General features: G+C 55.0%; 18 protein-coding genes. 10 read left to right on the forward strand and 8 right to left on the reverse strand.

What is annotated here, in order from left to right:
* Window positions 1-12 precede the first annotated feature (12 nt).
* Genes AC0V61_RS09455 through AC0V61_RS09465 form a run of 3 tightly spaced genes read left to right on the forward strand, consistent with a single transcriptional unit; the run spans window position 13 to window position 4,519 of the window.
* A complete protein-coding gene (locus AC0V61_RS09455) occupies window positions 13-1,725 on the forward strand; it encodes an efflux RND transporter permease subunit (RefSeq protein WP_486156995.1) in 1,713 nt (570 codons plus the stop codon).
* The gene (locus AC0V61_RS09460; RefSeq protein ID WP_486156996.1) at window positions 1,683-3,083 is read left to right on the forward strand and encodes an efflux RND transporter permease subunit; all 1,401 of its coding nucleotides are present in this window, start codon (window positions 1,683-1,685) and stop codon (window positions 3,081-3,083) included. The genes AC0V61_RS09455 and AC0V61_RS09460 overlap by 43 nt, the downstream gene beginning before the upstream one ends.
* Window positions 3,080-4,519: an efflux transporter outer membrane subunit gene (locus tag AC0V61_RS09465; protein WP_486156997.1), complete on the forward strand. Its 1,440-nt coding sequence runs from the start codon at window positions 3,080-3,082 to the stop codon at window positions 4,517-4,519. Before AC0V61_RS09460 ends, AC0V61_RS09465 begins: the two co-directional genes overlap by 4 nt.
* Here AC0V61_RS09465 and AC0V61_RS09470 read toward each other — a convergent pair.
* On the reverse strand, window positions 4,490-5,425 hold the full coding sequence (locus AC0V61_RS09470; protein WP_486156998.1) for a LysR family transcriptional regulator: 936 nt from the start codon (window positions 5,423-5,425) through the stop codon (window positions 4,490-4,492). The genes AC0V61_RS09465 and AC0V61_RS09470 overlap by 30 nt on opposite strands.
* A 906-nt stretch (window positions 5,426-6,331) precedes the next feature.
* Here AC0V61_RS09470 and AC0V61_RS09475 point away from each other — a divergent pair.
* Both AC0V61_RS09475 and AC0V61_RS09480 read left to right on the forward strand, forming a co-directional pair.
* Window positions 6,332-7,009, forward strand: a complete 678-nt coding sequence (locus tag AC0V61_RS09475; RefSeq protein WP_486156999.1) for a hypothetical protein — start codon at window positions 6,332-6,334, stop codon at window positions 7,007-7,009.
* Window positions 7,010-7,054: 45 nt separating this feature from the next.
* Window positions 7,055-8,500, forward strand: coding sequence for a S41 family peptidase (locus AC0V61_RS09480; RefSeq protein ID WP_486157000.1), 1,446 nt, complete (start codon window positions 7,055-7,057; stop codon window positions 8,498-8,500).
* A 20-nt stretch (window positions 8,501-8,520) separates the two neighbouring features.
* Here the strand turns inward: AC0V61_RS09480 and AC0V61_RS09485 are convergent, their stop codons facing one another.
* The gene (locus AC0V61_RS09485; protein WP_486157001.1) at window positions 8,521-9,708 is read right to left on the reverse strand and encodes a helix-turn-helix domain-containing protein; all 1,188 of its coding nucleotides are present in this window, start codon (window positions 9,706-9,708) and stop codon (window positions 8,521-8,523) included.
* A 213-nt stretch (window positions 9,709-9,921) separates the two neighbouring features.
* On the opposite strand from AC0V61_RS09485, the gene AC0V61_RS09490 reads away from it, so the two are divergent.
* On the forward strand, window positions 9,922-10,680 hold the full coding sequence (locus AC0V61_RS09490; protein ID WP_486157002.1) for a MipA/OmpV family protein: 759 nt from the start codon (window positions 9,922-9,924) through the stop codon (window positions 10,678-10,680).
* Window positions 10,681-10,816: 136 nt separating this feature from the next.
* Here AC0V61_RS09490 and AC0V61_RS09495 read toward each other — a convergent pair whose 3' ends face one another.
* Window positions 10,817-12,226 (reverse strand): DcaP family trimeric outer membrane transporter, encoded by a 1,410-nt coding sequence (locus tag AC0V61_RS09495; protein WP_486157003.1) that lies wholly within the window; start codon window positions 12,224-12,226, stop codon window positions 10,817-10,819.
* Window positions 12,227-12,380: 154 nt separating this feature from the next.
* Between AC0V61_RS09495 and acs the strand changes: the two genes are divergently transcribed.
* Window positions 12,381-14,312 (forward strand): acetate--CoA ligase, encoded by a 1,932-nt coding sequence (gene acs, locus AC0V61_RS09500; protein ID WP_486157004.1) that lies wholly within the window; start codon window positions 12,381-12,383, stop codon window positions 14,310-14,312.
* A gap of 23 nt (window positions 14,313-14,335) precedes the next feature.
* Window positions 14,336-14,968, forward strand: a complete 633-nt coding sequence (locus tag AC0V61_RS09505; protein WP_486157005.1) for a LuxR C-terminal-related transcriptional regulator — start codon at window positions 14,336-14,338, stop codon at window positions 14,966-14,968.
* A 2-nt stretch (window positions 14,969-14,970) separates the two neighbouring features.
* Here the strand turns inward: AC0V61_RS09505 and AC0V61_RS09510 are convergent, their stop codons facing one another.
* From AC0V61_RS09510 to AC0V61_RS09520, 3 genes are all read right to left on the reverse strand, one after another.
* Entirely contained in the window at window positions 14,971-18,351 is a 3,381-nt protein-coding gene (locus AC0V61_RS09510; RefSeq protein WP_486157006.1) for a hybrid sensor histidine kinase/response regulator, read from the reverse strand.
* 162 nt (window positions 18,352-18,513) lie between these two features.
* Window positions 18,514-20,289, reverse strand: coding sequence for a sodium:solute symporter family protein (locus tag AC0V61_RS09515; protein ID WP_486157007.1), 1,776 nt, complete (start codon window positions 20,287-20,289; stop codon window positions 18,514-18,516).
* A 13-nt stretch (window positions 20,290-20,302) separates the two neighbouring features.
* Window positions 20,303-20,671 (reverse strand): DUF4212 domain-containing protein, encoded by a 369-nt coding sequence (locus AC0V61_RS09520; RefSeq protein WP_486157008.1) that lies wholly within the window; start codon window positions 20,669-20,671, stop codon window positions 20,303-20,305.
* Between the two features lie 504 nt (window positions 20,672-21,175).
* On the opposite strand from AC0V61_RS09520, the gene AC0V61_RS09525 reads away from it, so the two are divergent.
* Window positions 21,176-22,114 (forward strand): GAF domain-containing protein, encoded by a 939-nt coding sequence (locus AC0V61_RS09525; RefSeq protein WP_486157009.1) that lies wholly within the window; start codon window positions 21,176-21,178, stop codon window positions 22,112-22,114.
* A 5-nt stretch (window positions 22,115-22,119) separates the two neighbouring features.
* Here AC0V61_RS09525 and AC0V61_RS09530 read toward each other — a convergent pair whose 3' ends face one another.
* Window positions 22,120-22,515 (reverse strand): PleD family two-component system response regulator, encoded by a 396-nt coding sequence (locus AC0V61_RS09530; RefSeq protein WP_486157010.1) that lies wholly within the window; start codon window positions 22,513-22,515, stop codon window positions 22,120-22,122.
* 266 nt (window positions 22,516-22,781) lie between these two features.
* Here AC0V61_RS09530 and AC0V61_RS09535 point away from each other — a divergent pair, with 266 nt between their 5' ends.
* A complete protein-coding gene (locus tag AC0V61_RS09535) occupies window positions 22,782-23,366 on the forward strand; it encodes a hypothetical protein (RefSeq protein ID WP_486157011.1) in 585 nt (194 codons plus the stop codon).
* Here AC0V61_RS09535 and AC0V61_RS09540 read toward each other — a convergent pair.
* Window positions 23,363-23,803 carry a hypothetical protein gene (locus AC0V61_RS09540; RefSeq protein ID WP_486157012.1) on the reverse strand — a complete coding sequence of 147 codons (441 nt, stop codon included), beginning with the start codon at window positions 23,801-23,803 and terminating at the stop codon, window positions 23,363-23,365. The genes AC0V61_RS09535 and AC0V61_RS09540 overlap by 4 nt on opposite strands.
* Window positions 23,804-23,810 lie beyond the last annotated feature (7 nt).

The raw sequence follows: 23,810 nt of genomic DNA on the forward strand, positions 1-23,810 counted from the left end.
CAGGTCGCGACCATGAACATTGCTGAATTCAGCATAAAAAACCGTCTGGTTATGTGGATTGCGATAGCGTTGTCGCTTGTGATCGGGTTTCAGGCCTACCGCGAGATGCCCAGGTTTGAAGACCCTGAATTCACGATCCGCATTGCGCAGGTTTTGACGAACTATCCCGGCGCAAGCCCTCAAGAGGTGGCCGAAGAAATTACAACTCCGCTTGAAACCGTCTTGCGAGAGATTGGTGAAATTGATTCGATCACCTCAACATCATCTGATGGATTTTCCGAGATACAGATTGAGGTGAAGTACTCCGCTTCGAAGTCTGCTGATCAGCTTGAAGCAATCTGGACTAAGGTCAGAAACAAGGTCGACGAAGCGCAGTCCGAGCTTCCTTCAGGTGCGACGCAATCGGTGGTCTACGACGAGTATGGAGACGTATTCGGCATCCTCTACATGCTAACAGGAGAAGGATACGATCTAGCCGAACTGAACGAATACGCGGAGCAGCTTAGACTGGAGCTACTTGCAGTAGATGGGGTCAGCAAGATCAACATCTCAGGAAACTTGGATGAGGTGATCTTCGTTGAGATACCGACAGAGACGGTCGCATCCCTTGGTAAATCCGTTGACGCAATCTTCGATCAACTCTCAGTTCAAAACGCAATTGTTCCGGCTGGCTCTTTGCAAATAGATGATCGGCAAGTCGTCATTACAGCAACTGGCGATGTAGACTCAGTAGCAGCAATCGAAAACCTTCTCATTTCCTCCAATGATGGCAGTGTCACCCGGCTAGGTAGCATAGCAAAGGTGACCCGCGGATACACCGACCCCCCTAGTTCTCTTGCCTATTACGATGGGCAGCAAGCGATTGGCATTGGCATTGCCGTAGACAGTGGCTCGAACGTGGTTGCCATTGGTGAAGCGTTGACCGCAAAACTTGCTGAGCTATCGAGCGCTCGCCCAGCTGGTATGGAGCTGCAGGAATTCTATCATCAAGGCAAAGTCGTTGATCAAGCGATAGGCGATTTTGTCGTCAATCTCGCGTCCGCATTGGCAATTGTAATTGTCACACTGCTGATCTTTATCGGCATCCGTTCTGGCCTCATCATCGGTGCAATGCTTCTCATTACGGTCGCCGCGACCTTGGCCACGATGTATTGGATGAACGTGCCAATGCATCGCATTTCTCTTGGTGCCCTCATCATTGCTTTGGGCATGTTGGTCGACAATGCGATTGTTGTTACCGACGGAATTCTAACCGGGATGCGTCGCGGGGAAGCCCCGATCAAAGCGGCCAGTAACGTGGTCAGCCGCTGCTTTTGGCTACTACTCGTCGGCACCCTAGTGTGCATTTTTGCTTTTTCGGTCGTCGGTCTATCGCCGGGTGCGGTTGCGGAGTTCACGCGCGATCTCTTTTGGGTGATTATGATTGCGCTGTTCTACAGCTGGCTTTTTGCGATCACTTTGACACCATTCTTGTGCGACTTGCTGCTCAAGAAGGAGGAGGAAACCTCGGATGCGGAGCCTAAGCCAAACCGCTTCCTCCTCTGGTTCAAGTCTGTTGTTCGGACCATGATCCGGGCAAGATATCTCACGCTCACTGGCGCAATTAGCCTCTTCTTGCTCTCGGTCTTTGGCTTCAATTATGTGAAGTCTGGGTTCTTTCCAGCGAGCACCTCTCCCAGGTGGTGGTCGACTATTGGGGGCTGGAAGGAACAGCCATCTCGATAACGGATGCAAGGCTTCAAGAGGTAGCCAAGTTTGCTGAATCGATTGAAGGCGTGACCAATGTCAAAACGCTCGTTGGTGCAGGCACGCAGCGTTACATGCTGATCTATGACGCAGAAAGCCAGAACAGCGCCTATGGTCAACTCCTCATAAAGCTCGAAAACTTCGACCAAATTGACCGGGTTATCGCGACCCTTCAAGATTACGTCTCCACCGAACTAACAGACAGCCAAGCGAAGGTCTGGCGTTTCACAATGGGGCCAAGCGGCGGTGCGAAGATACAGGCGAAGTTCTTTGGCCCCGATCCCGCACAGCTTAGGCGTCTTGCCGATCAAGCGACCGCTGTTCTGAATGCCCATCCAGACACGATTATGGTTGAGAATAGCTGGCGCCAGCAAGTGCCAGTAATCCAAGTCGACTACGCAGAAGATCAGGCGCTAAGGGCAGGGGTTTCGCGCAGTGATCTCGGCAATGCAGTCGCACGCGCGTTCTCAGGAGAACAGGTTGGGACCTATCGTGAAGGCGATGATCTGATCCCAATCACATACAGAGCGCCAGCAAGAGAACGCGAAACGGCACAATTTCTTCCAACAACACAGGTCAGCAATTCAACCGGAGATACTGTCCCGCTTATTCAAGTGGCGAATTCTGTCCAGACTATCTGGAGAGACGGCCGGATCAAGAAGGAAGACCAAGTCTACTCAATCACAGCTCAGGCTGATCCTGCACCCGGCGTGCTTGCGGGTGATGTTCAAGCCGACATTCAAGGCGATATCGAGGCAATTGAACTGCCGCCTGGATACTCATTCGAATGGGATGGGGAATTAGGAAGCAGCGCCGAGGCAAATGCTGATCTGTTTTCGGTGGTCCCATACAGCTTCGGCGCAATGGTTCTTGCAACAATTTTCCTTTTCAACGGACTGCGCCAACCCTTGGTAATCTGGTGCGTAGTCCCTTTTGCGCTTGTTGGGGTCGTGTTCGGCTTGATCGTTATGGGCGTACCGCTCGAGTTCATGGCAATCCTCGGTTTGCTGTCTCTTTCGGGCTTGTTAATTCAGAACGCGATCGTGATGGTGGACGAGATCGACGCACAGATTGCGAATGGCAAACCCAGATTTGATGCTCTAGTCGATAGCTCTGAAAGCCGATTGAGCCCTGTTGTGCTCGGCGCTGCTACGACCGCACTTGGTCTTATCCCACTTTTCTTCGACGCCTTCTTTCAATCTATGGCTGTAGTCCTGGTCTTTGGCCTGACCTCTGGAACAGTCCTTACGCTCGCAGTGGTCCCCACCGTCTATGCAATCCTTTTCCGCATCGGAAACGATGAGACAGCGGAGCAGAGCTTAGAGGAAGCTACATGAAGCTATCGCGGACCATTCTAGCCGTGTTATTTTCGGCAACAGCCTTTCTGGCTCTATCTGCCTGCTCAACTTTGAGCACACCGGGAGACATTCGAAGCGCGTCCCGACAAAGCCTTCCGGAATTACCCGACACATGGCTGGTGGCGGGAGCACAGCCGGGAGAAGTGCAAATCGGCTGGATTGATCATCTGGGAGACCCTTTGTTGTCGGACTATGTCCGACAAGCACAATTGGCGAACCCCGACATTCAGTCAGCCACTGCCAGTCTCGAAGCGAGTTATGCGGCTGCGCGTCAAAGCCGGGCTGATCTTTTCCCGGGCGTCGAATTCTCAGCTTCTGGGACAGAGAGCGATCTGTTCGATACGCCCAGCACAGGTGGTGAAAGCAGCAGTGTCCTGTCGCAATCAAGTTGGGATTTTAGCCTTCAGGCCTCGTGGGAAGCTGATTTGTGGGGACGTGTTCGCGCTGGTCGAAACGCAGCATATGCCAATGCGCGTGCGGTGGAAGCGGACTTCAAGTTTGCCCAACATTCTCTCGCTGCAGCAGTTGCCTCTGCATACTTCGCTATCATCGAAGCGGAGCTGTTGCTGCAGGTTAGTCAAGCCAACTTCGAATCCTACGCTGAAACGGATCGACTGGTACGTGTAAGAGCGAGGGAAGGGTATGCCGACGCGCAGGATGTCCGTACTTCGGCCTCAGACCTCGCATCCGTAAGGGAGAGCCTTGAAAGCGCAATTGTCGCTAAGCGGAGCGCAGTGCGCTCGCTTGAAATCTTGCTCGGACGATATCCAGGTAACTTAGCAAAAGGCGCATCTGACTTCCCGACCACGCCTCCTTCGCCCCCAGCCGGGCTACCGTCGCAGCTCTTGGAGAGACGGCCCGATCTGATTGCTGCCGAATACGAAGTCGCATCCGCGTTTGGCTTGCTTGATCAAGCGCGTGCGGCGCGTTTGCCCATCGTCAACCTAACCGCAAGCATTGGGGGATCGTCCAATGAGCTGAATGATCTTCTCGATGGACGAAATCTGGTCTGGTCGCTCATTGGAAGCGTGCTTCAGCCCGTTTTTGATGGGGGCCTGCGGAACGCTCAGGTGGATGAAGCTGATGCCAATCAACGTGCAGCAATCGCAGCTTACGCAAGCGCAGCGTTGACCGCCTTTAATGAGGTAGAAGATGGAATAGATCAGCTAGAGGCATTCCGGCTAAGAGAAGATCAGTTGCGCCGGTCGCGCGACGAAGCTGTCGAAGCAGTACGGCTGGCACGACTGAGGTACAAAGAGGGCGAAACTGACTTAATCGATGTCCTGAGTATTCAACAACGCCAGTTTACCGCTGACCAGTCTTATGTTGCGATCCGCCGTGCGCGCTTGGAACAGTGGATTGCTCTCAATCTGGCACTAGGCGGTTCATGGGAACTCGCTGGCATCGATGTCTAATTCAGTGCTCGTTGTGCTTGAGGCACTCCGCACATCAGTCAGATGTGACTGAGCGTACATCCTGAGGTGACGCACAAATGATGTCACCAGTTTCGTTCTGTGAAGGTCGACATGGGTGACGATCCAAACAGGTACAATGAGGGGTGTTCGAGTAGTTGGAACCTCTATAAGGTCAGGATCTTCCTCGATTTCTCTAAGCGTCGCCAGACCAAGACCGAGCCCTTCCTTTATACTGCGAAGAGTAGTGCTAGGCTCGTTGGAAGTTAGCTTGATCGAGTTTCGAGCGACACAAAAGGTTTTGACCAGATCTAGCGTCCCTTCGCTATTTTCGATCGCAATCAGATCATAGTTTCCAAGCTCCTCCTCATTTTCTGGGGCGCCGTGAGTTTCAACGTAACGCTTGTTCGCACAAAGCCCGAGACTGAACTCATGAGAGGGTAGCACAACATAGTCTAGTTCCTCAGGCTTCTGACCAAACTGTATCGCAACATCTGCCTCGCGTTGTGCTAAGTTTGGCACGTCAATCGTGGACTTGAGATGCACCGAAACGTCTGGGTTAAGAACAGAAAATTTTTGAATGGCCGGTAAGAAATAGGGATGTGCAGCTCCTATCGCCGTCACCTTAAGAGAGCCACTAAGGCTGGGTCGCTCCAGACCCAACTGTGACACAAAGCCATCAAGAAGGTCGTCGGTCGCATGCGCCAAAGAGGCCAGGCTCTCGCCTTCCTTTGTTACCGAATAACCATCGCGATGCCGAATGAAGAGCCTCTTTCCTAGATGACGCTCAAGTGCATCAATATGGCGAGTCACGGTCGCGCGATGAATGCCCAGCTCTTTTGCAGCCGCTAAAACCGTTCCGGCGCGGGCAAGCACCATTGCGGTGCGCATTTCGGTCCAAAGTTCCATCTAGCGAGCTTATTCCTATCCACTAGTTCGCAATTCGGCACTTCGCCGTCTGCGATCTTCTTTAGCGTGCCATTTGATAGATTTCTGCGCAAAGGCTTCAAGCGCTAAGGCCGTTGCAAAAATGCGCATATCTGCATGCTTGATGCGTACTGATGCACATAGTGAGGCACCCAATCAGTCCCCACTTCTGTCCGGTTTCACTCCCAATCTCGGACATCTGACGCCCCTCGCTCTCATGCCGATACCAGCCGCTGCAATGGGTATGGTTGCGGTCGACTTACGGAGGTCGGCTGAAGTAAAGCACTTTCGCTAGGAAACGGCGATCGTTGAACGCGAACGCACTTTGGGTTCACTGTGGGGTGGCGCAAAAGGTGGCTGCGTCGGGCGGTCTAAGGGTCTGACGAATATGGATTATTCCAAACTACTCCAATAAATTCGTAATGATGGGGTCACGGGTTCAAATCCTGTAAGCGGCACCATGCCTTTCAGCTGGGAAATCAGACTCATAAAGGCTTAAGTCTTTTCCGCTGTCTCCCGAAATTCAGCTTTGTTTGAGGCGTTTTTGTCCATTGATCGGTTGGGTCCCAAGCGGGGTGAACTTTGGTCCGATTCTGGGCCGGAGCGTCTAAATGAAATTTGAGAAACCGCTGTGCATTTCCCGCTTCTCGTGCCTCGCACTGGTAGCCTTGAGCGGCCTGACAATGAGCGCTTGCGCCAGCCAGATAACGAAGAGCTTTGTCAGCCGCGATGTCGCAAACGCCACTGTGGGCTACGGCCCCTTGGAAAAGCCAGACTTTGATCGCGAGTGATGTGGCGGATCACAAGGTGTCCTTGCCGCCATATGTGGACGCCCAATGCCTGCGTTCCGTATAACTGAATAGCTCCTAGCCAAAGGAGTACATCATAATGCTGCGCACTTTTCTGTTTCCATGCCTTTCGCTGATCGCCCTGAGCAGCGCAGCGAATGCCAAGACGGACGATCCACTAAACGCAGCTCTGGATGCAAACACGAGGGGGCCTGACTATTCCTATCAGCTTGACCTGAGAGTTGATGATTTTGAAGGTCGCGCTCGCATTCATCCAGACCGTCCCGCTGGAAAAAGGGTGGCCATGCTTGCCCCTAAACGCGCCGCCCTCAATTCCGAACAGCGCCAAGGCCTAAAGGATATTGATGCGGAGGCTTCGGATGATTTTTGGTGTCATAATTTTGCCCGGCGCATCCCTCGCACGCGAGCCAATTTGATCAGCCAAACCGCCACGACCGCGACTTATCGGTTCAAGCCATTACCGGACCAAACCGACAAGGATGACATCAAGCTGATGAAACATCTTACCGGCACCGTGACGGTCGATAAAAAGCAGCCCGCCATTCTCAGTTTTGCCCTTACAGCGCCCGAGTCATTCCAGCCGGCGATGGTCGCGAGAGTCGATGCTTTCAATTTGCAGGCGCAATGCGCCCGCACACCTGACGGGCGGACTTATGTGAGCAGTTTTGTCCTCAATGTGAGAGGCTCTGCGATGCTGCAATCGTTTGAGAATGTCCAGGAGCGCAAACACTCAAGGCTGCACCGCATAGGCGGATGAAGCAAAGGCCCACTCGGCGATTAACCAGACTAAGCGAGACAATTCATGACCAAACCTGCCCTTCGCAGCGCAATTTCAGCCACCACGATTATCGCGGCCCTAATGCTCCAATCCGGCTGCGCCACTGCTCGACTGCCTTCTGAACCGGGGGACGCGCATTCTCAAAAGCCTGATGGCGTTTGGCAGTCTGATGGCTATGGGTATGTCCTCGACCTCAGAGACGAGAATGTGGCGCTCTATCATGTGGCGGGCGATGCCTGCGTGCAGTCCAAAACCAGCGTCGAAAACCTGAACCATTATATCAGTAAAGGCGCGTTGAAGATCGCGGCCAATGGGTATGAAGGAAGCTTCACGCCAACCTTGGAAGACTATCCGATGCAGATGAACCGGATCGAGGCCGTCCCGGCCCAATGCAATACGCCTGCACGCGATGATGCCATCGGCACTTTCGATGCTTTTGCCGCCTATTTCGCAGAGCATTACGCCTTCTTCGATCTCTACGACACAGACTGGGCGGCGCGCGTTGCTAGTGCCCGCGCAAAAGTTACAGCCAACACATCGGACGAAGACCTGTTCGCAATCCTAACCGACCTGCTGGAACCGCTCAAAGATGGCCATGTGTCCATCACCGCACATGTGGATGGGTCAGACCAAAGCTTTGATGCCAATCCCAGCGTAGTCAGCCGGTATCTTACCACCGAGGCCGCGCGCACCGGGACCGCGCGATCGGAATTGAACGACAAATTTATCGAAGCATTCTGGCTGCGCAGTATCGCGGGCGATATCTTAAAGCGGCGCGGCGAGATGGCTGGCGATAACCGTATCCAGTACGGGATGGTGGACAACGAGATCGCCTACATGACTTTTATCACCGTCGCGGGATTTGCAGGCAAGGGATTGGGACATGAGAAGGACGACCTCGCTGAGCTGAACGCCGTTCTAGATAAGGCGTTCAAGCGATTTGAGAAACGCGGGGCCCAAGCACTAATCATAGATCTGAGTGTTAATATGGGTGGGTATGATTTTATCAGCCGCGCCATTGCCAGCCGCTTCGCCAGCAGCAAGATGCTCGGCTACAGCAAGCGCGCAGCTGACAGCTCAGTCACACAGCCTTTCGGCCATATAGTCTCCCCGCATAATGGGGCACGGTTCACAGGGCCGGTTTATGTTCTGACTTCGCAGGCAACCGTCAGCGGCGGCGAAGTTTTGACTCTCGCCTTGCGGGCGCTTCCGAATGTTACCCATGCAGGCCAGCCCACTCGCGGGGCATTTTCGGACGTGCTCGAAAAAGAGCTGCCCAATGGCTGGGAAGTTACCTTGTCCAATGAAATCTATACCGATGCTCAAGGTCGCAATTGGGAAGCGCGCGGCATTGCGCCTGAGCTTCCCATAACGGTTTTTAACTCGACCGATCTGGTTGCCAGCCACAGGCGATCAATCACAGAGTTGGCAAGAACGATCAAAGCTCGCCTCGCTGGCTCACAGCACTAAGGTGCCCTTGCAAAATGCTTTTAAGGCTCCGCGCGAACGCGCTCGCGATATTGCGTTGGTGTCTCTCCGGTCTCTCTTTTGAATGCGTTGTAAAACGATGACCGCGAATTGAATCCGACATCATACGCGATATTGGTCACTTGCTCATCGCTTTGTGCAAGGCGGGGCATAGCATCGCGGATACGCCAGCCATTAATGTAGTCAAAAAAGGTCGAATTCAGACGCCCGTTCAACGTTTGCGACACGTAGTTTGGATGGGTTCTGATGTGGCTGGCCAAGTGCCTCAATGATAGGTTGGGGTTAAGGTAGAGCGCATCTGTTCGCATGGCGCGGTCTATATCTTTTGCAATCCGATCTATATGCTCATCAGACAGAGCCGATTTGGCGTAGCGTGTCTTGTCATTGATATTGTTGGTTTCTTCTTCTTCTTCTTCGACAAGCGCAGGCTCATCGGAGACGGAATGGGCGCGCAAACCGGGAAGCTGTTTCAGTCCCCAAACAGACAACAACCAAATCAGTGCAACATTGGCGACTTCACCCACGATTTCCTCGTGGCCGGAGGTTTCGAAGAACGTTGTGTAAAGCGACCAGATCACATTAATGAGCAATAGGCCTAGCATCCAGATTACCCAGCTCAGATCACGTTTGTCTGTGCTCGCATAAAGGTCGCGCAGGCGCTTCCAATACCTAAGCAGTCTGTGAATAATCGGGAATGTGTATCCGATCAGTTGTGCGGCGTTTATGAGGATAATCGCAATCACAAGCAGAGTTGAGAAGAATACGACCGGTGCATCAGTGCGCGGTTGATCACCGAATATCTGCTCACGAACATCCTCCGATACGATGGCCATTGCGATGCAGACCAGAACGCCAAGGGCAAATGGTGCGAAATGCCACAACTGGCGTTTGGTCAGATGGGCCGGATGTTCAGAGGTGAGAGCGACGAGATAGATCCACACCGCTGGCGCCAAAAGCAGGGTCGCCGGTAGTCCTGCAAGGACAATAGCGTGTTCGATACTGAGGTAGGAAAATTCGAATAAAGAGGGCAACGAAGAAATCTCCGTCACTGCGTTCGCAATGAAAAAGACGATGAGCGGCATCCGCACATCTTTGGGGGCCTCACTAACCGACAGCAGGCTTGCACTGAGTAAAGACTGCCCCAGCGCCATGGCGGTCATGACACCAAGGAACATATCCAGATTGGTCAACGATTGCTCCTGATGACGGCGCTGTATGCGCCGCTTGCGTTCTGGCGAGAGGCGTAGTGTGGCACCTGCACAAAGCACAAGGTGTCCGCGTCCCGATATGAGGGGAAAGACACGGTTGGTTGTCTCAAAACACACCGCTGGATGCCCCTATCACCCGTTGCCTTCACATGTTCTTCGCAAGGCCAAATCCCCGGCCATTTTCTGGAGAATGTTATGCGTACCACTAAATTGCTTTTCGCCCTTACGATGTGTGCTGGTAGCCCCGCTTTTGCTCAGGATGGCTTTCAAGGGCCAGGCGAAGCCGAAGGGCTTACGATTGGTATCGCGGTGCTTGCAGATTTTTCTCCTTACGAAGGCGTGGATGAGGTTGAGGCCAATCCTTTGCCTTATGTCGCCTATGATTGGGAAAACATGCACATCGGCATCGACGGGTTCACGTACACATTTTGGGATAACGAGGTGTTTGAACTCACTGCGCTGGCAGAGCCCCGTTTTGCCTTTACTGACCCTGCCGAATCCCCTCAATTTGAAGGGATTGATCGCAAAACAACCGCCGAAGCGGGCCTTCGCGCACGGTTCAATGCAGGGCCTGCTTATGTCGAATTCCAAGGGACCCATGACGTTCTTGATATACACAATGGTTATGAAGCATCGGGCCGGGTCGGAGTGGAGTTCGAGCTAGGAAGAGTGGCCTTCGATCTAGCAGGCGGTGCTTCGTACCGCGACAAAAAGTTAAATGACCATTTGTTCGGTGTGCGCCCCGAAGAAGCCAACGCAACCCTTGCGCAGTTTACTCCAGAAAGCTCAATCGAACCGTTCGCATCTGCCGACATCGCCTGGCAGTTGGGGCGCCGCACCGCCATCATCGCTTTTGCTGATTTTCGCCTGCTTAGCGACGAGGTGCGCGCAAGCCCGTTAGTCGGCGAGGAATACACCGGCACAGCCGGCATGGCATTCCTGCGGCGATTCTAGGCGAGCGTGGGAAATGCTCGCTTTGTCTGTTATCCCTTCCAGCCCCGGATATCTGATGCTTCTGTCTGTCATGCTGGAACCAGCCCCTGCAATGGGTCAGATTTTGGGCCGATTGCGAGCAGTCCAGTTGCAGCGGCTAAAAATTGTAGCGCGTCGAGAATTGCACGCGCTGGAGATTGCCGCTGCGACCATCTTCGAGAGTGCGCTCGGCATACATCAGCTCGATCCCGATATCGAGCGGGGTGACGGGCGTCCAGATGATGTTGGCAAACGCATTCCAGCTCTCATCGGTCACTTGGTTGGTGGTCAGGAGAACCGGGTTATCCGCTTTGAAGTATGATGCCCCGATGCTTGAGCGGGTTTTGTCTCCCCACACCCGGCGATAGGCGGCAAATCCGGAGTAGGTGAAGATCGGATCGAGATTTCCATTGGCATCGATCGCTGCATCATTGACGATGTTGAGGCCGATGTAGCGGCCAAGACCATCACCAGCGGTTGCCATGAAGCGGAAGTCATCCTTCCCGCCGACCTTGAGCTTGCCCGAAAGGCTCAGACCATAGGCAAAAGCGTTGTCATCGACGCCCATCAAATCGTCCGTGGAGACGTGCAACTGGCGCACAATGCCTGCCGCTGTAAAGTTGCCCCAGTCACCGGACCAATTGTAGCGTCCGACAACGTCTGGCAATTGGTCGTCACCTGCTAGCACGCGGGCGCCAGCTGGCGATGTGACCGTTGTTTCGGGTTGCTCAACCGCGACCTGAAGTCCGCCATTTGTATAGCGGATAAGAGGCTGGCGGTCGAAGACGGTGCCTGGCGTCACACCGATGAAATCGAGGCTGTCTGGTAAAGCGCCGACGTTTTGGAAGGTCGACCATGTCTGACCGAATGTCCAATTGTCGTAAGAGATAACAGCTTGGCGAATACGCGGCACAAAGCTGTTCGAAACCCGCTCATTGCCGCCAGAGGTGACGTTAAAATCGAGCTCGATCAGGCCTGTGAGCTTATGCTCGGCTCCCACGTCGGTTTCGGTCTTGAACAGGAACCGTGTCTGGCGCGCACTGAAGTCGGTATCGAAGCCGGAAGCAGCGCCGCCCACCGGGATAGCCCCCGGAATTAGGAAGTCGCGAAGAATCGAATTGTTGGCAAGCTGCCCGCCGCTTGTGCGCTGGCTGATCGCGTCGAGTTTGACATAGCCGTCATAGGTAATGCGGGTGTTGCCAACCTTGAAACCATCACCCTCCTGAGCGGCTGACGCAGCCAATTGCTGCTCTAGGCTGATGTTATTCGCTTGAAGTTTTTGCGTTTCAGCTAACAGCACCTCGCCTTGGGCGCGCATCGCTTCTTGTTCTGCACGCATCTGGGCTTCGCTTTGGGCAGAGGCAGTCTGCTGTGCATCCAGCCGTTCAATCAGCCCTTCAACCAGCGCCTCCAAGCGGTCCAGCCGGTCGTCAACCGATGCTTCCTGAGCCAGAACCGGGCTGGCGGTCAGGCACGTTGCGCTTAGCAAAATGAGACGCAGGCTTCCACGGATGTTGCGCGATGTCATTCTTGTGATCTCCCCTCACAATATCTTTTCTAGCCTCAGGTTTTGGCGGGGAGTGCGCTGCCTCGCTAGCTAGCGAAAAGTCGTACGACCTTTGTCTGAGAAACAGGAGAGCTGCGGCCCTGTATGGTGAGTCTCAATATGAGGAGATGAGACCATGCTCGAAGCCGTTGTCAGACCGCAGGCCGCTCACGCCACGAACTGTGTCGCAGAGCAATATGACGCACTGTATGCGCGCTCGGTTTCGGATCCGGCCGGATTTTGGCTGGAGCAAGCAGAACGTCTAGACTGGGTCCAAGCGCCTACGAAGGGCGGCGACTGGTCATTTGATCCAGCTAACATCAAGTGGTTTGAAGATGGCCAGCTCAACCTTTGCTACAATGCGGTTGACCGTCATGTAGAGGCAGGGCGCGGGGATACGCCGGCAATCATCTTTGAGCCTGACAACCCCACCGACGAAAGCCGCACACTCACCTATGCTGAGTTGCAAAGCGAAGTGATCGCCATGGCCAATGCATTGAAAGCAATCGGCGTTACCAAGGGCGAGCGGGTCACCATTTACATGCCGATGGTGGTCGAAGGCGTCACCGCGATGCTAGCCTGTGCTCGTATCGGCGCGATCCACTCGGTGGTGTTTGGCGGGTTCTCTCCCGAAGCGTTGGCCGGACGCATCGAAGATTGCGGCTCGCGCTTCGTTGTGGCGGCTGACGAGGGCCTTCGCGGCTCCAAACGCGTGCCACTTAAGACCAATGTTGATGCAGCGCTGAAGCTTCCTGGCACTGAAGGGGTCGAGGCTGTACTCGTCGTTGCTCACACCGGTGCTGACGTGCCGATGACTGAAGGCCGCGACCATAAGTTTGCGGATAAGGCGTCCGATGCGCCTGTGCCATGCGAGGTGATGAACGCTGAAGACCCGCTCTTCATCCTCTACACCTCAGGCTCCACCGGAAAGCCCAAAGGCGTGCTCCACACGACCGGCGGATACGGCGTTTGGACGGCAACAACCTTCCACTACATCTTCGACTATCAGCCTGGCGAGGTTTTCTGGTGCACCGCCGATATCGGCTGGGTCACAGGGCACAGCTACATCGTCTATGGCCCGCTGATGAACGGGGCGGCTCAGGTCGTATTTGAAGGCGTGCCAAGCTTTCCTGACCACGGGCGTTTCTGGGACGTAGTGGACAAGCACAAGGTCAACATCCTCTATACCGCGCCCACGGCAATCCGTGCGCTGATGCGTGAAGGTGATGATTTCGTGACGAGCCGGGATCGTTCGTCACTGCGCCTGCTTGGGTCGGTCGGTGAGCCGATCAACCCCGAAGCATGGCGCTGGTATTTCGACGTTGTCGGGGAAGGGCGGTGCCCCATTGTTGACACCTGGTGGCAGACCGAGACTGGCGGCTGCATGCTGACCACTCTTCCGGGCGCACACGATATGAAGCCTGGTTCTGCGGGCCTTCCCTTCTTTGGCGTGCAGCTGGAGCTTGTCGACAATGATGGCAGATCGCTTGAGGGGCCCAATGAAGGCAATCTTTGCGTGACCCATTCTTGGCCGGGGCAGGCGCGCAGCGTCTACGGCGACCATGAGCGCTTCGAACAGACCTATTTCAGCACTTACAAAGGCAAATACTTTACCGGCGATGGCTGCAAGCGGGACGAGGACGGCTACTACCGCATCACTGGCCGTGTTGACGACGTGATCAACGTCTCCGGCCACCGGATGGGGACCGCCGAAGTGGAAAGCGCCCTCGTCCTCCACGATACCGTCGCAGAGGCCGCTGTGGTCGGCTATCCGCATGATATCAAAGGGCAAGGCATCTATTGCTACGTGACTTTAAATGCAGGACTTGAGGGTTCGGAAGAGCTTTACAAAGAGCTGCGCACCCACGTCCGAAAAGAAATCGGGCCAATCGCAAGCCCCGATCACATCCAATTCACCGATGGCCTGCCCAAAACCCGTTCGGGCAAGATCATGCGCCGTATCCTGAGGAAGGTCGCAGAGAACGATTATGGCTCGCTTGGTGACACTTCGACGCTGGCCGATCCGTCGCTTGTTGACCGCCTTATTGAGGGAGGGCAGAACAACTAGAGGCGCAAGTGGGAGGGCTAACTATGCAAGTCGTTATAGCCGACGATCATCCTCTCTTCCGCACGGCTTTAAGCCATGCGGTGGGGAAGGTGTGGCCCGAGGCAAAGATCATCGAGGCAAGCAGTGCTGGAAAGGCCCGTGAGGCTCTTGGGCAAGCACCTGTAGAGGCTCTGCTGCTCGACTTGCACATGGAGGATTCCAACGGGCTTTCGGTGCTGATGGATCTGCGGCAGGACTATCCCGCCCTTCCTATTTCGATTGTATCGGCGAGCGAAGACCCCCGCGTAATCGCTGCAGCTCGGCAATTGGGTGCGGCCGCCTTCATTCCTAAATCCTCCAGCCTTGACGTAATGCGCGATGCACTTTCGGCTATGCGCGAAGGCGATGGGTGGTTTCCCGAGACGGGCGAAGAGGAAGACGCAGACCTTGCCAATATGGCAAGCCTCACCCCTGCACAGCGGCGGATATTATCGTCCATGCGTGAGGGGCTTTTGAACAAGCAGATCGCTTATGATCTCGAGATCAGTGAGGCCACGGTGAAGGCGCATATCACCGCAATTTTCCGCAAGCTGGGCGTCAACAATCGCACACAGGCCGTGTTGCTCGCAGGCAAACTTGATGTGGAACAAACCGCAGCCGATGTAATCAACCAATAGGGCTATTGCGCATACTCAACTGGCTTGGCAGGTCCGCGCGCCAATCCGCCCGAGATAAGCGCGCGCAAGGCAGCGGGTGACGAGGGTTTGAGCAGACGGTTTGCACCCATCATTTCAGCGGCTCTTTGGGTTTCATCCGAAGGCTCTGCAGTCATTAGGATAGCTGGCGGGCGCAGGCCCCAGTGCTGGCATAGCGTTTCGTAAACAGCATCTCCGCGCTCTTCACCGTCAAGCCGGTAATCCATGATGACCAGATCGGGCGACGTCGGCGCAGCATCAATCGCATTTGTCAGACCATGCGCGCATTTGACCGTGAGCCCCCACTTCTCGAGCAAAATAGAGGTCGCAGAAAGCACGGCAGGGTCATTGTCGACCACAAGAACGTCGGCCGCTCTTAGACTATGCGCTTTGCGACTGGGTTGACGCTCAGGCGCTGCAGCTTGCCAGCGCAGGACCGGCAGATGAAGGGCAAACTGTGTGCCTTTGCCGATTGTGCTGGTGGTCTCGACATGGATGTCGAGTAAGCGAGCGGCGCGGCGTACAATTGCCAAGCCTAGGCCTAGCCCTTCGCGGTCGCTCGATGTACCACGATTGAACTCGTCGAACACTGTCTCAATGTCTTCTTGTGCAATCCCGCGCCCTGTATCGAGGACACAAATACGCACCTCATCGCTTTTACGTCGCACCCCTAGAAGCACACCTCCTTCAGAGGTGTAACGGATTGCATTACTCACAAGATTACGCAGCGCGCTGGTCAGCCAAACCCTGTCGGTTGCGATGACAGCGCTGGTATGCACCCGCCTTAGCGAGATCGACTTGGCCTTTGCCTGTACGGCAAATTCACGCACGAGTTCATCAAAAACCCGCTCGACCTGCACCTGCTCAATTTGAGGCTCAACCCCACCGGAATCGAGTTTCGATATGTCGAGAAGCGCGCGGATTAGACGGTCTGCGGAGAGTATCGAACCATCGAGATCCTTGACCAACCGCTCGAGCGATTTTTCACCCGACACCTCTTCGCCAAGAGCAGAGGCAAACAGCCGCGCCGCGTTCAAAGGCTGGATCAAGTCATGGCTGGCCGCTGCCAGAAAACGGGTCTTAGACTGGGTCGCTTCGGCAAGCGCTGCATTGGCCAGGCTCAGCTGTTTAGTGCGCAGAGCGACCTGGTCCTCAAGCGCCTCCTCTGCCCTGCGATCAGCGGTAATATCGGTGTAGCTGGTAGTGTAGCCACCGCCGGGCGTGGGCGAACCGACAATCCGCATGATGCGCCCGTCATACTGCTCGCTCTCGATCCGGTGCTCGGTTCCAGCGCGCATGTGAGCAATCCGCCGCGCAATATTGGCTTCAACCTCGCCTTCACTCATTTGGGTGCGCGCGAGATTGAAACGAATGAGATCGGCAATCGGCGTGCCCACACTGACCAGATTCTCGGGAAGCGCGAACAGCTGAACATAGCGCGAATTCCACGCGACCAAGCGCATCTCTGCATCAACAAGCGCCACGCCTTGGTCGATATTCTCAATCGCAATTTGCAAGAGTTCACCGCTAAAGGAGAGACGCTTATTGGTCTCGTCGAACATGGCGACAACTTCTTGCAAAGGCACAGGATCACCGCCGGCCCATGACCCAACCAGCATGCGAGCAGATGAGGTGCCAATGACGCCCGAAATCGTTCGCTCCGCCATATCCGTCACCGCGGCGTCAGCCTCGTGATTATCGCGGTAATCACCGGGCAAAGCTGCGATGCTGGCATCGGCTCGCTCTTTGCCAACAAATTGCGCCAGCAAAAGCCGGACATCAGCGACCCGCTTTCTGGTGGTGAAGCGCACTGGCGCGCCACTGGAATTGGTGCCTGCAAAGGCCGCGGCCTGTGCTGCATCAACCAAAGATGGCGCAATCATTACAGACCCCAGCCAGTAAATGATCACATTGGCACTAAGGCTAAGAAGTACACCTGAGACCAGAGGATCAGGATGAATGGCAAATACCGGATCGCCGCCCGAGACAAGCGGCCCGATCAAAAGCACGAGCCACAGGCCAAAACCGGTGCACAGCCCCGCAATCATACCTGCCCGGTTGCCCGTTTGGCTGAGCACGCCAAGAACCAATCCGGGCGCAAATTGCGCGAGCGCTGCGAAGGCTAGCGTCCCAAGGCCGGCGAGCGTTTCAAGCGTGCCAAAACCTAAGTAAAACAGATAGCTGAAGAACAAGAGCGCTGCGATCACGAGCCTTCGTGTCATCAAAAGGCGGCCTGCAATTGCGCTGCGATCTCCTTTGCCGCTCAAGGCTTTGCGAAAGGCGACGGGCGCGATCAGATCGTTGGTGATCATGGTCGAAAGCGCAACACTGGCGACAACGATCATCCCGGCAGAGGCTGAAAACCCGCCTATAAAAACCAGCAGTGCGAGCGTTTCATTGCTGCTGGCCAAGGGCAGAGCAAGGACGATCATATCGGCATTGGTGCCAGCTGGCAGGATGCTTAACCCCGCCAAAACAATCGGCACAATCGCCAGTGAAATGGTCATGAGATAGGCCGGGAAGGTCCACCGCATGGCGGCGTCTGCCCGGCTGTTGCTAGCCTCGACAAAGGTCATGTGAAACTGGCGTGGCAGACACAGGGCTGCGCAAGCTGCGATCAAGGTCAGCGTCATAAACCGCGCATCGATCTGATCTGCTTTGAAGATATCGCCCGCCTCGACAACCGGCTGTGGCGCGTCCCAAAGAAGCGCCAGCGCAAATCCCGCCAGCGCCAAAAGTGCGACCAGCTTTACCGCTGATTCCACCGCTATGGTGAGCACCATTCCAGCATTATCGCCCGCTTTGTCTGCGCGCCTTGCTCCAAACAGGATTGCGAAGAGCGCCATCAATCCCGCCACCATCAAGACCATTTCATCGGCGGCCACCTGTGCTTCGAGCTCTGGACTCAGCATCAAAAGCGAGCTCCCAACCGAGCTGAGTTGGAGCGCCATATAGGGGAGCGAACCCACAGTTGCGATCAGCGCCACAAGCGCCGCGACGCTGGCTGATTTGCCGTAACGGGCAGAGAGAAAGTCCGCGATTGAAGTGGAATGTTGCGCTTTAGACTGTGCGAGGATCTTGCGGACAAGACTGAAGCCGATAGTGAATACCAAAATGGGGCCAAGGTAGATCGGCAGGAAATCGAGGCCGTCCCGCGCCGCTGTTCCAACGCCGCCGAAGAAGGTCCAGCTGGTGCAATAGACACCAATGCTCAAGCCACAAATCAGGCTTTGATTGCGCGACAGCCAATCGGCTGTCTTTGATGCGACAACGCCTCGCTCGCGGGCACGGTCCTGCCAGGAAGCCAGCCAGAACAGTGCGATGAGGTATGCTGTCACAGCGGCAATGGCTGCTCCAAACATCATGATCCCAAATCCCTCTCCGCGTGAGAGGCTACGCATTTTCCGGCAATGTGCAAGGCTTGGGACAGCGCGGCGGTCATTCAGTCAAGGCACGAAAAAGGGCGGCGTCGCTTTGACGCCACCCTCTGAGTTCGACCTGGGAGAGGTCAGGCCATTATGTGCACCTTAGTGGGCATGCGCTTCACCGGCGCCGCGTGGGACGCGGATCGAGTCCACCAGCTTACGCACTTCGAGCGGGGTCTTGGCGGTCACACTCGCAACGCCGATGGCGACTGCGAAGTTGATGACCATGCCGATCACCCCAATGCCCTCTGGCGAGATGCCAAACAGCCACGCATCCGCAGTGTTCGCCGCTGGGTTCACCAGCTTGAAGTATGCGATGTAGCTGAAGGTGAAGACCAGACCGCTGACCATCCCGGCGATTGCGCCTTCTTTGTTCATCCCCTTGAAGAAGATGCCCATGAAGATCGCTGGGAACAGGCTTGCGGCGGCCAGACCAAAGGCGAAGGCCACAACCTGAGCCACCCATCCTGGAGGATAGATGCCAAGGTAACCTGCCACAACAATCGCTGCCGTTGCCGCCAGACGCGCGGCCAAAAGCTCACCTTTGGCCGAGATGTTCGGCGTGAAGGTTTGTTTCAGCAGATCGTGGCTGACCGATGCCGAGATCACCAGCAAGAGGCCCGCTGCGGTCGACAGAGCTGCGGCAAGGCCACCAGCTGCCATCAAAGCAATCACCCAATCGGGCAGATTGGCAATCTGCGGGTTGGCCAGCACGAGAGTGTCGCGGTCAACATAGACCTCATTTTCGCTCTCAGCGTTTGGCGCGTTGGCAATCACACGCTCACCCGATGGGCCACGTTCGCCAGTGAACTCAGGCTTGCCTTCAAAGGCAGCACCGGGGCGATATTGCATAACGCCGTCGCCGTTCTTGTCCTGCCAAGCGTAGAGCCCTGCGTCTTCCCATTCGGTAAAGAAGCCCTCGACCTGTGTGTACTCAACATCGTCAACTTTGTTGATGAGGTTGTACATGCCAAACGCGCCCACTGCTGGTGCGACTGTGTACAGGCATGCGATGAACACAAGCGCCCAGCCTGCTGATTTGCGCGCATCCGATGCTTTGGGCACGGTGAAGAAGCGCACAATCACGTGTGGCAGACCGGCGGTGCCGACCATCAGGGCCATGGTGATGCAGAAGATGTCGATCGTGCTTTTTGAACCGCTGGTGTATTCATTAAAGCCCAGCTGAACGAGCACATTGTCGAGCTTCTCAAGGACATATGTTCCAGAGCCATCATTAAGCTCAGACCCCAGACCCAATTGCGGGATGGGATTATCCGTTAGATAAAAGCTCAAGAAGAACGCTGGCACCGTATAGGCAAAGATCAGCACGCAATATTGCGCGACCTGCGTATAGGTGATGCCCTTCATACCGCCCATCACCGCGTAGATGAAGACAATGCCCATCCCGATGATGACACCCATGGTGATGTCAACTTGCAGGAACTGCGAGAAGACGATCCCCACACCGCGCATTTGCCCGGCGATATAGGTGAAGCTGATGAAGATAAGGCAGATGACCGCCACCACGCGCGCCGCTTTGGAATAATACCGCGTGCCGATGAAGTCGGGCACAGTGAACTGTCCAAATTTGCGCAGGTAAGGCGCAAGCAATAGCGCCAAAAGCACATAGCCGCCGGTCCAACCCATCAGGTAAACCGAGCCATCATATCCCGCAAATGCGAGGATACCTGCCATTGAGAGGAAGCTTGCCGCGCTCATCCAGTCGGCCGCCGTTGCCATGCCGTTGACCACCGGGTTCACCCCGCCGCCAGCGACATAAAACTCTTTCGTAGAACCTGCCCGCGACCAGATCGCGATACCGATATAGAGGGCAAAGCTTGCGCTCACGAAGAGATAGATCAGGGTTTGCGTTTCCATTTTTCAGCCCCCCTCAATCGTCAAGATCGTACTTGCGCTCAATTTGCTTCATACGAACAACGTAGAAAGCAATGAGGGCAATGAAGATGTAGATTGCGCCTTGCTGCGCGAACCAAAAGCCGAGCGGATAACCGCCGAGGCTGAACTGATCGAGCCAGTCGCGTAGCAGAATGCCGCAGCCAAAGGATGCGACAAACCAAACTGTCATAAGGCTGCACAAAAGGCGGATATTCTCGCGCCAATACGCCCCCTCATTGGCAGCGGTTTCGCCGCTTTCCGCGCTCTGATCAGCGGCAGATGAGTTCATCGAAGAGGTATCGGCACTGCCGAAATCTTCTGCGAAATCATCAGCCGGATCAGCAGTTGAAATTGGATCGTCCATTTCTCTCCCCTTCTGCTATCCGTTTAGCCCGCAATAGAGAATATCCGAGCTTTCCCAGTGAGGCTAGGCGCGTGAGCTGTGTGGTGGGAGAGAGACTTTAGTCTTAGGCTGTCAGGTGGGCAGTGGGCTTAGCGTCCAAGATCGCTCAGCCTTGTCCCTTCATCCAGTCTCGTCCCCCCACCAAGCTTGCTGATTTGCGCTTGGAGCAGTTCGGCTGCCGCTATGGCATCGGACAAAGCATCATGCGCGCTGTAATCGGGCAGACCATATCACGCCCTTAGCCGCGCGTTCTTTGCCGATACCCGGTTTTCGAGTCCAGGCAGTCAAAACTGCCGAGCGGCTTGGGGCAATCTATCCAATTCTTAGAGGCCGATCCGGGGCCACCACGTACTCTTGCCTAGGCCAATAGTGAGTACTCCTTAGGCTAGAACGCAAGCAAATGCTCTATGTTGATCTTCCAATGGCTTGGACCATTGGGGTCACACCATAGGGAGAGAAATGGCGATGACGACGCTTCCAGTATTACGTCACCAAGCGCTCAACAATAACGGGTTTGAAGCGGCGAGCGTGCGCAAACTGTCAGAGGTTGGGCAATCACAATCGCATAGTGCGCTTCTGGTATTCGATCCTAAGAAGGAAGAGATTTTCGCTGCAAGCGAGAGTTGCCTGAGGGTGTTGGGCAAAACGCCTCAGTCCCTTGTGTGCACTCGCCTAAAGTCACACCTCAGCACGCCCCTAGTGCACGGGCTGCGCAACCTTGCTGGTTTGCCTCACTTTTCGCACAAGCCCCTCGTTCTGGGTGATTACCTACTAGAGGATAAAACCTGCAATGTTTCTGCTTTTGGCAATGGCGAACACTGTGTTGCCCAATTTGAACTCATGCCGCCTGATATGGTCGAATTGTCGCAAGCGCAGTCCATCGACGCCATGCTGTTTCTGACCCGGGCCATTGAGGAATGCGATAATCTGGCAGATTTGCTGCGTGAGGTCTCGAGCTTTTTGAGACACGTGTCAGGCTATGATCGTGTGGCAGTGGGCGAGCTGAGTTGTGATGAAAATCTGTTAGTTGTGTCAGAAACCAAAAACAGGTCGATTGGCTCTGCGCTCAATCTGTCGCTTCCAATGGGAAATAGGATGCACTCACCGGTCATTTATGATTTTGACCAGGCGAATGTGCGCATATTCTCCGCGCGCAGCGGATTAGATGAACCAGACCTCTCGCACGCAACTTCACGACCAATCGGCGAAGATGATCGGCTGGTTCGCTTAGGAGCAAGAGCCAGTATGGTTCTTCCGATTGGCACTCAAAGTGGTCTGTGGGGCATGATGCTGTTCCACCATGCGTCCCCAAGAAAGCCATCCCCTCGCGTAAGACAGGTGCTTGAATGCGTGTTGCCGCTGCTTAGCCACAAGGTGCAATCGCTGGCAGAGACGCGCTTTTAAAGGATTTAGAACGCGAAATCGAGCTGAGCGGCATCCTTTATCGCTCCTTGCATTTTGGCTTCATCCAATTGATCTGCCAGCTCCAGACCGCTCACCGGTTTCTGCATTCGTACCGGCATAAAGGAACGCGGCACACGCGCGAAAACACCCTGTTGGAAACCATCATGCACACGCGCGCCAGACACCCCGAGGACGAACGGTTTCTTCTGTTGCGACTTGCGCAAAACTCCGAATAGCTGCGAGCAGAACATTAAGCCGCCCGCCCCTTCGTATTCGATGCAGCTTTCCTTGAAATAAGCATCGAGAATAATGGCGTCTGGCAAATTGTGGGTGCAGCTTTTGAGGGCGCTTTGAATGTCTAGGCAGTGGGTGACGTCATAGCCTCTCGCCTCAAGCTGCATGGCCCATGCGAACGCAAGTGCAACGTTATCTTCCACCAACAAAACGTGGTTTCGTTTCTGACTGTTGAGCATATCTTATTCTCTTTCCGAGGATTTCCAAGCTAGGTAATCCTTGGGCAAAGGTAGGCTGCCGTTTAACCATCCGAAATCCGTACAGCCCGCAAAATGTCTAGGTACTGCACCTACACCCTTCTCCTTAGAGGCTGCGACGAGTGGCGCTGCAGACTGCGTTCCATGCCTAGTCGCCTCTGCCACTTGGCCTAAGGATGTTCCCGGAGTTTCTTGTTGTCCGCGTTTTGCGCATATTTGTGGCCAATCCAGTTGGTTTTTCCGACTGGCTTGGGGCTTGGCCCCTGTTCGTTGGGATCTCAAATGCGGAGCGAATGGTGAGTAAGGCACAGACGAATGTACTGATCGTTGAGGACGACAGGATACTTTCATATGATTGGTGTATCGCCTTTGAGATGCGCGGATACCGGGTGCATCAGTACGATACTGTTGAGGCAGCTATCCACCATTGCATCCGTAATTGGCCCGATGTGGTTGTATTAGATGGCTATTTCAACGGCCCCAGAGGCGAGTTGAAGCGCGTTGGCGCAGCAACATTTTGCGCCGACATGCTAAAGCTTGCCTTAGAATTCGACAAGCCGATGCCTGTTGTTGTTGGGGTCACTGGCATGAACCGGTCGGAGTACATGCCGCACCATGTTTTCGATTCCATATCAGCCAATTTAATGCCCATTAGTCTGCAAAAGCCGTTCCCGCCCAACACCTTGACCAGCGCCGTTGAACGAATGCTCGATCAAGAGGCTCCGGCCGAGCCGCTACGTGCGGCCATGCCGTCGCATTAGCTCGATGCATCGGGCCCACTCAATCCCTCATCAATCGCATCTGCCAGTACGACCGGATGAAATGGTTTGCTGATGCGTACGGGCATGACCTCTTGCGATATCTGCCCAAAGACATCCACTGGGAAAAACTGGCTGGGACGCGAACCGGTCACTCCGATCACATGAGGCAGCTCTATCTCGTTATCGTAGGCATGGATCGAGAGCTTCGTGCAAAACAGCAAGCCGCCGCTGCCTGTTGGCTTGCCTTCTTCATCCCGGAAGAACGCATCGACGACTACCCCATCGGGCCAACGTTGCTCGCAAGCCGTGATAGCGTGATCGATTGTGTGACACGCCCCGACCTCATAGCCGCGCGCTTCTAGGGCTTGCGCCCATTGCCGCGTTAATGACACATCGTCATCGATCAAAAGGACATATTTGGCCGCGCCTGACGCCACGATGCTT

The sequence above is a fragment of the Erythrobacter sp. JB1-4 genome, assembly GCF_057365025.1.

Bases quoted from the DNA above. Each gene is read 5' to 3' on its own strand.
- AC0V61_RS09480 (WP_486157000.1), top strand. From the start codon at position 7,055: ATGACCAAACCTGCCCTTCGCAGCGCAATTTCAGCCACCACGATTATC.
- AC0V61_RS09530 (WP_486157010.1), bottom strand. From the start codon at position 22,515: ATGCAGCTTGAGGCGAGAGGCTATGACGTCACCCACTGCCTAGACATT.
- AC0V61_RS09510 (WP_486157006.1), bottom strand. From the start codon at position 18,351: ATGATGTTTGGAGCAGCCATTGCCGCTGTGACAGCATACCTCATCGCA.
- AC0V61_RS09505 (WP_486157005.1), top strand. From the start codon at position 14,336: ATGCAAGTCGTTATAGCCGACGATCATCCTCTCTTCCGCACGGCTTTA.
- AC0V61_RS09455 (WP_486156995.1), top strand. From the start codon at position 13: ATGAACATTGCTGAATTCAGCATAAAAAACCGTCTGGTTATGTGGATT.
- AC0V61_RS09475 (WP_486156999.1), top strand. From the start codon at position 6,332: ATGCTGCGCACTTTTCTGTTTCCATGCCTTTCGCTGATCGCCCTGAGC.
- acs (WP_486157004.1), top strand. From the start codon at position 12,381: ATGCTCGAAGCCGTTGTCAGACCGCAGGCCGCTCACGCCACGAACTGT.
- AC0V61_RS09495 (WP_486157003.1), bottom strand. From the start codon at position 12,226: ATGACATCGCGCAACATCCGTGGAAGCCTGCGTCTCATTTTGCTAAGC.
- AC0V61_RS09465 (WP_486156997.1), top strand. From the start codon at position 3,080: ATGAAGCTATCGCGGACCATTCTAGCCGTGTTATTTTCGGCAACAGCC.
- AC0V61_RS09515 (WP_486157007.1), bottom strand. From the start codon at position 20,289: ATGGAAACGCAAACCCTGATCTATCTCTTCGTGAGCGCAAGCTTTGCC.
- AC0V61_RS09525 (WP_486157009.1), top strand. From the start codon at position 21,176: ATGACGACGCTTCCAGTATTACGTCACCAAGCGCTCAACAATAACGGG.
- AC0V61_RS09490 (WP_486157002.1), top strand. From the start codon at position 9,922: ATGCGTACCACTAAATTGCTTTTCGCCCTTACGATGTGTGCTGGTAGC.
- AC0V61_RS09535 (WP_486157011.1), top strand. From the start codon at position 22,782: ATGTTCCCGGAGTTTCTTGTTGTCCGCGTTTTGCGCATATTTGTGGCC.
- AC0V61_RS09520 (WP_486157008.1), bottom strand. From the start codon at position 20,671: ATGGACGATCCAATTTCAACTGCTGATCCGGCTGATGATTTCGCAGAA.
- AC0V61_RS09470 (WP_486156998.1), bottom strand. From the start codon at position 5,425: ATGGAACTTTGGACCGAAATGCGCACCGCAATGGTGCTTGCCCGCGCC.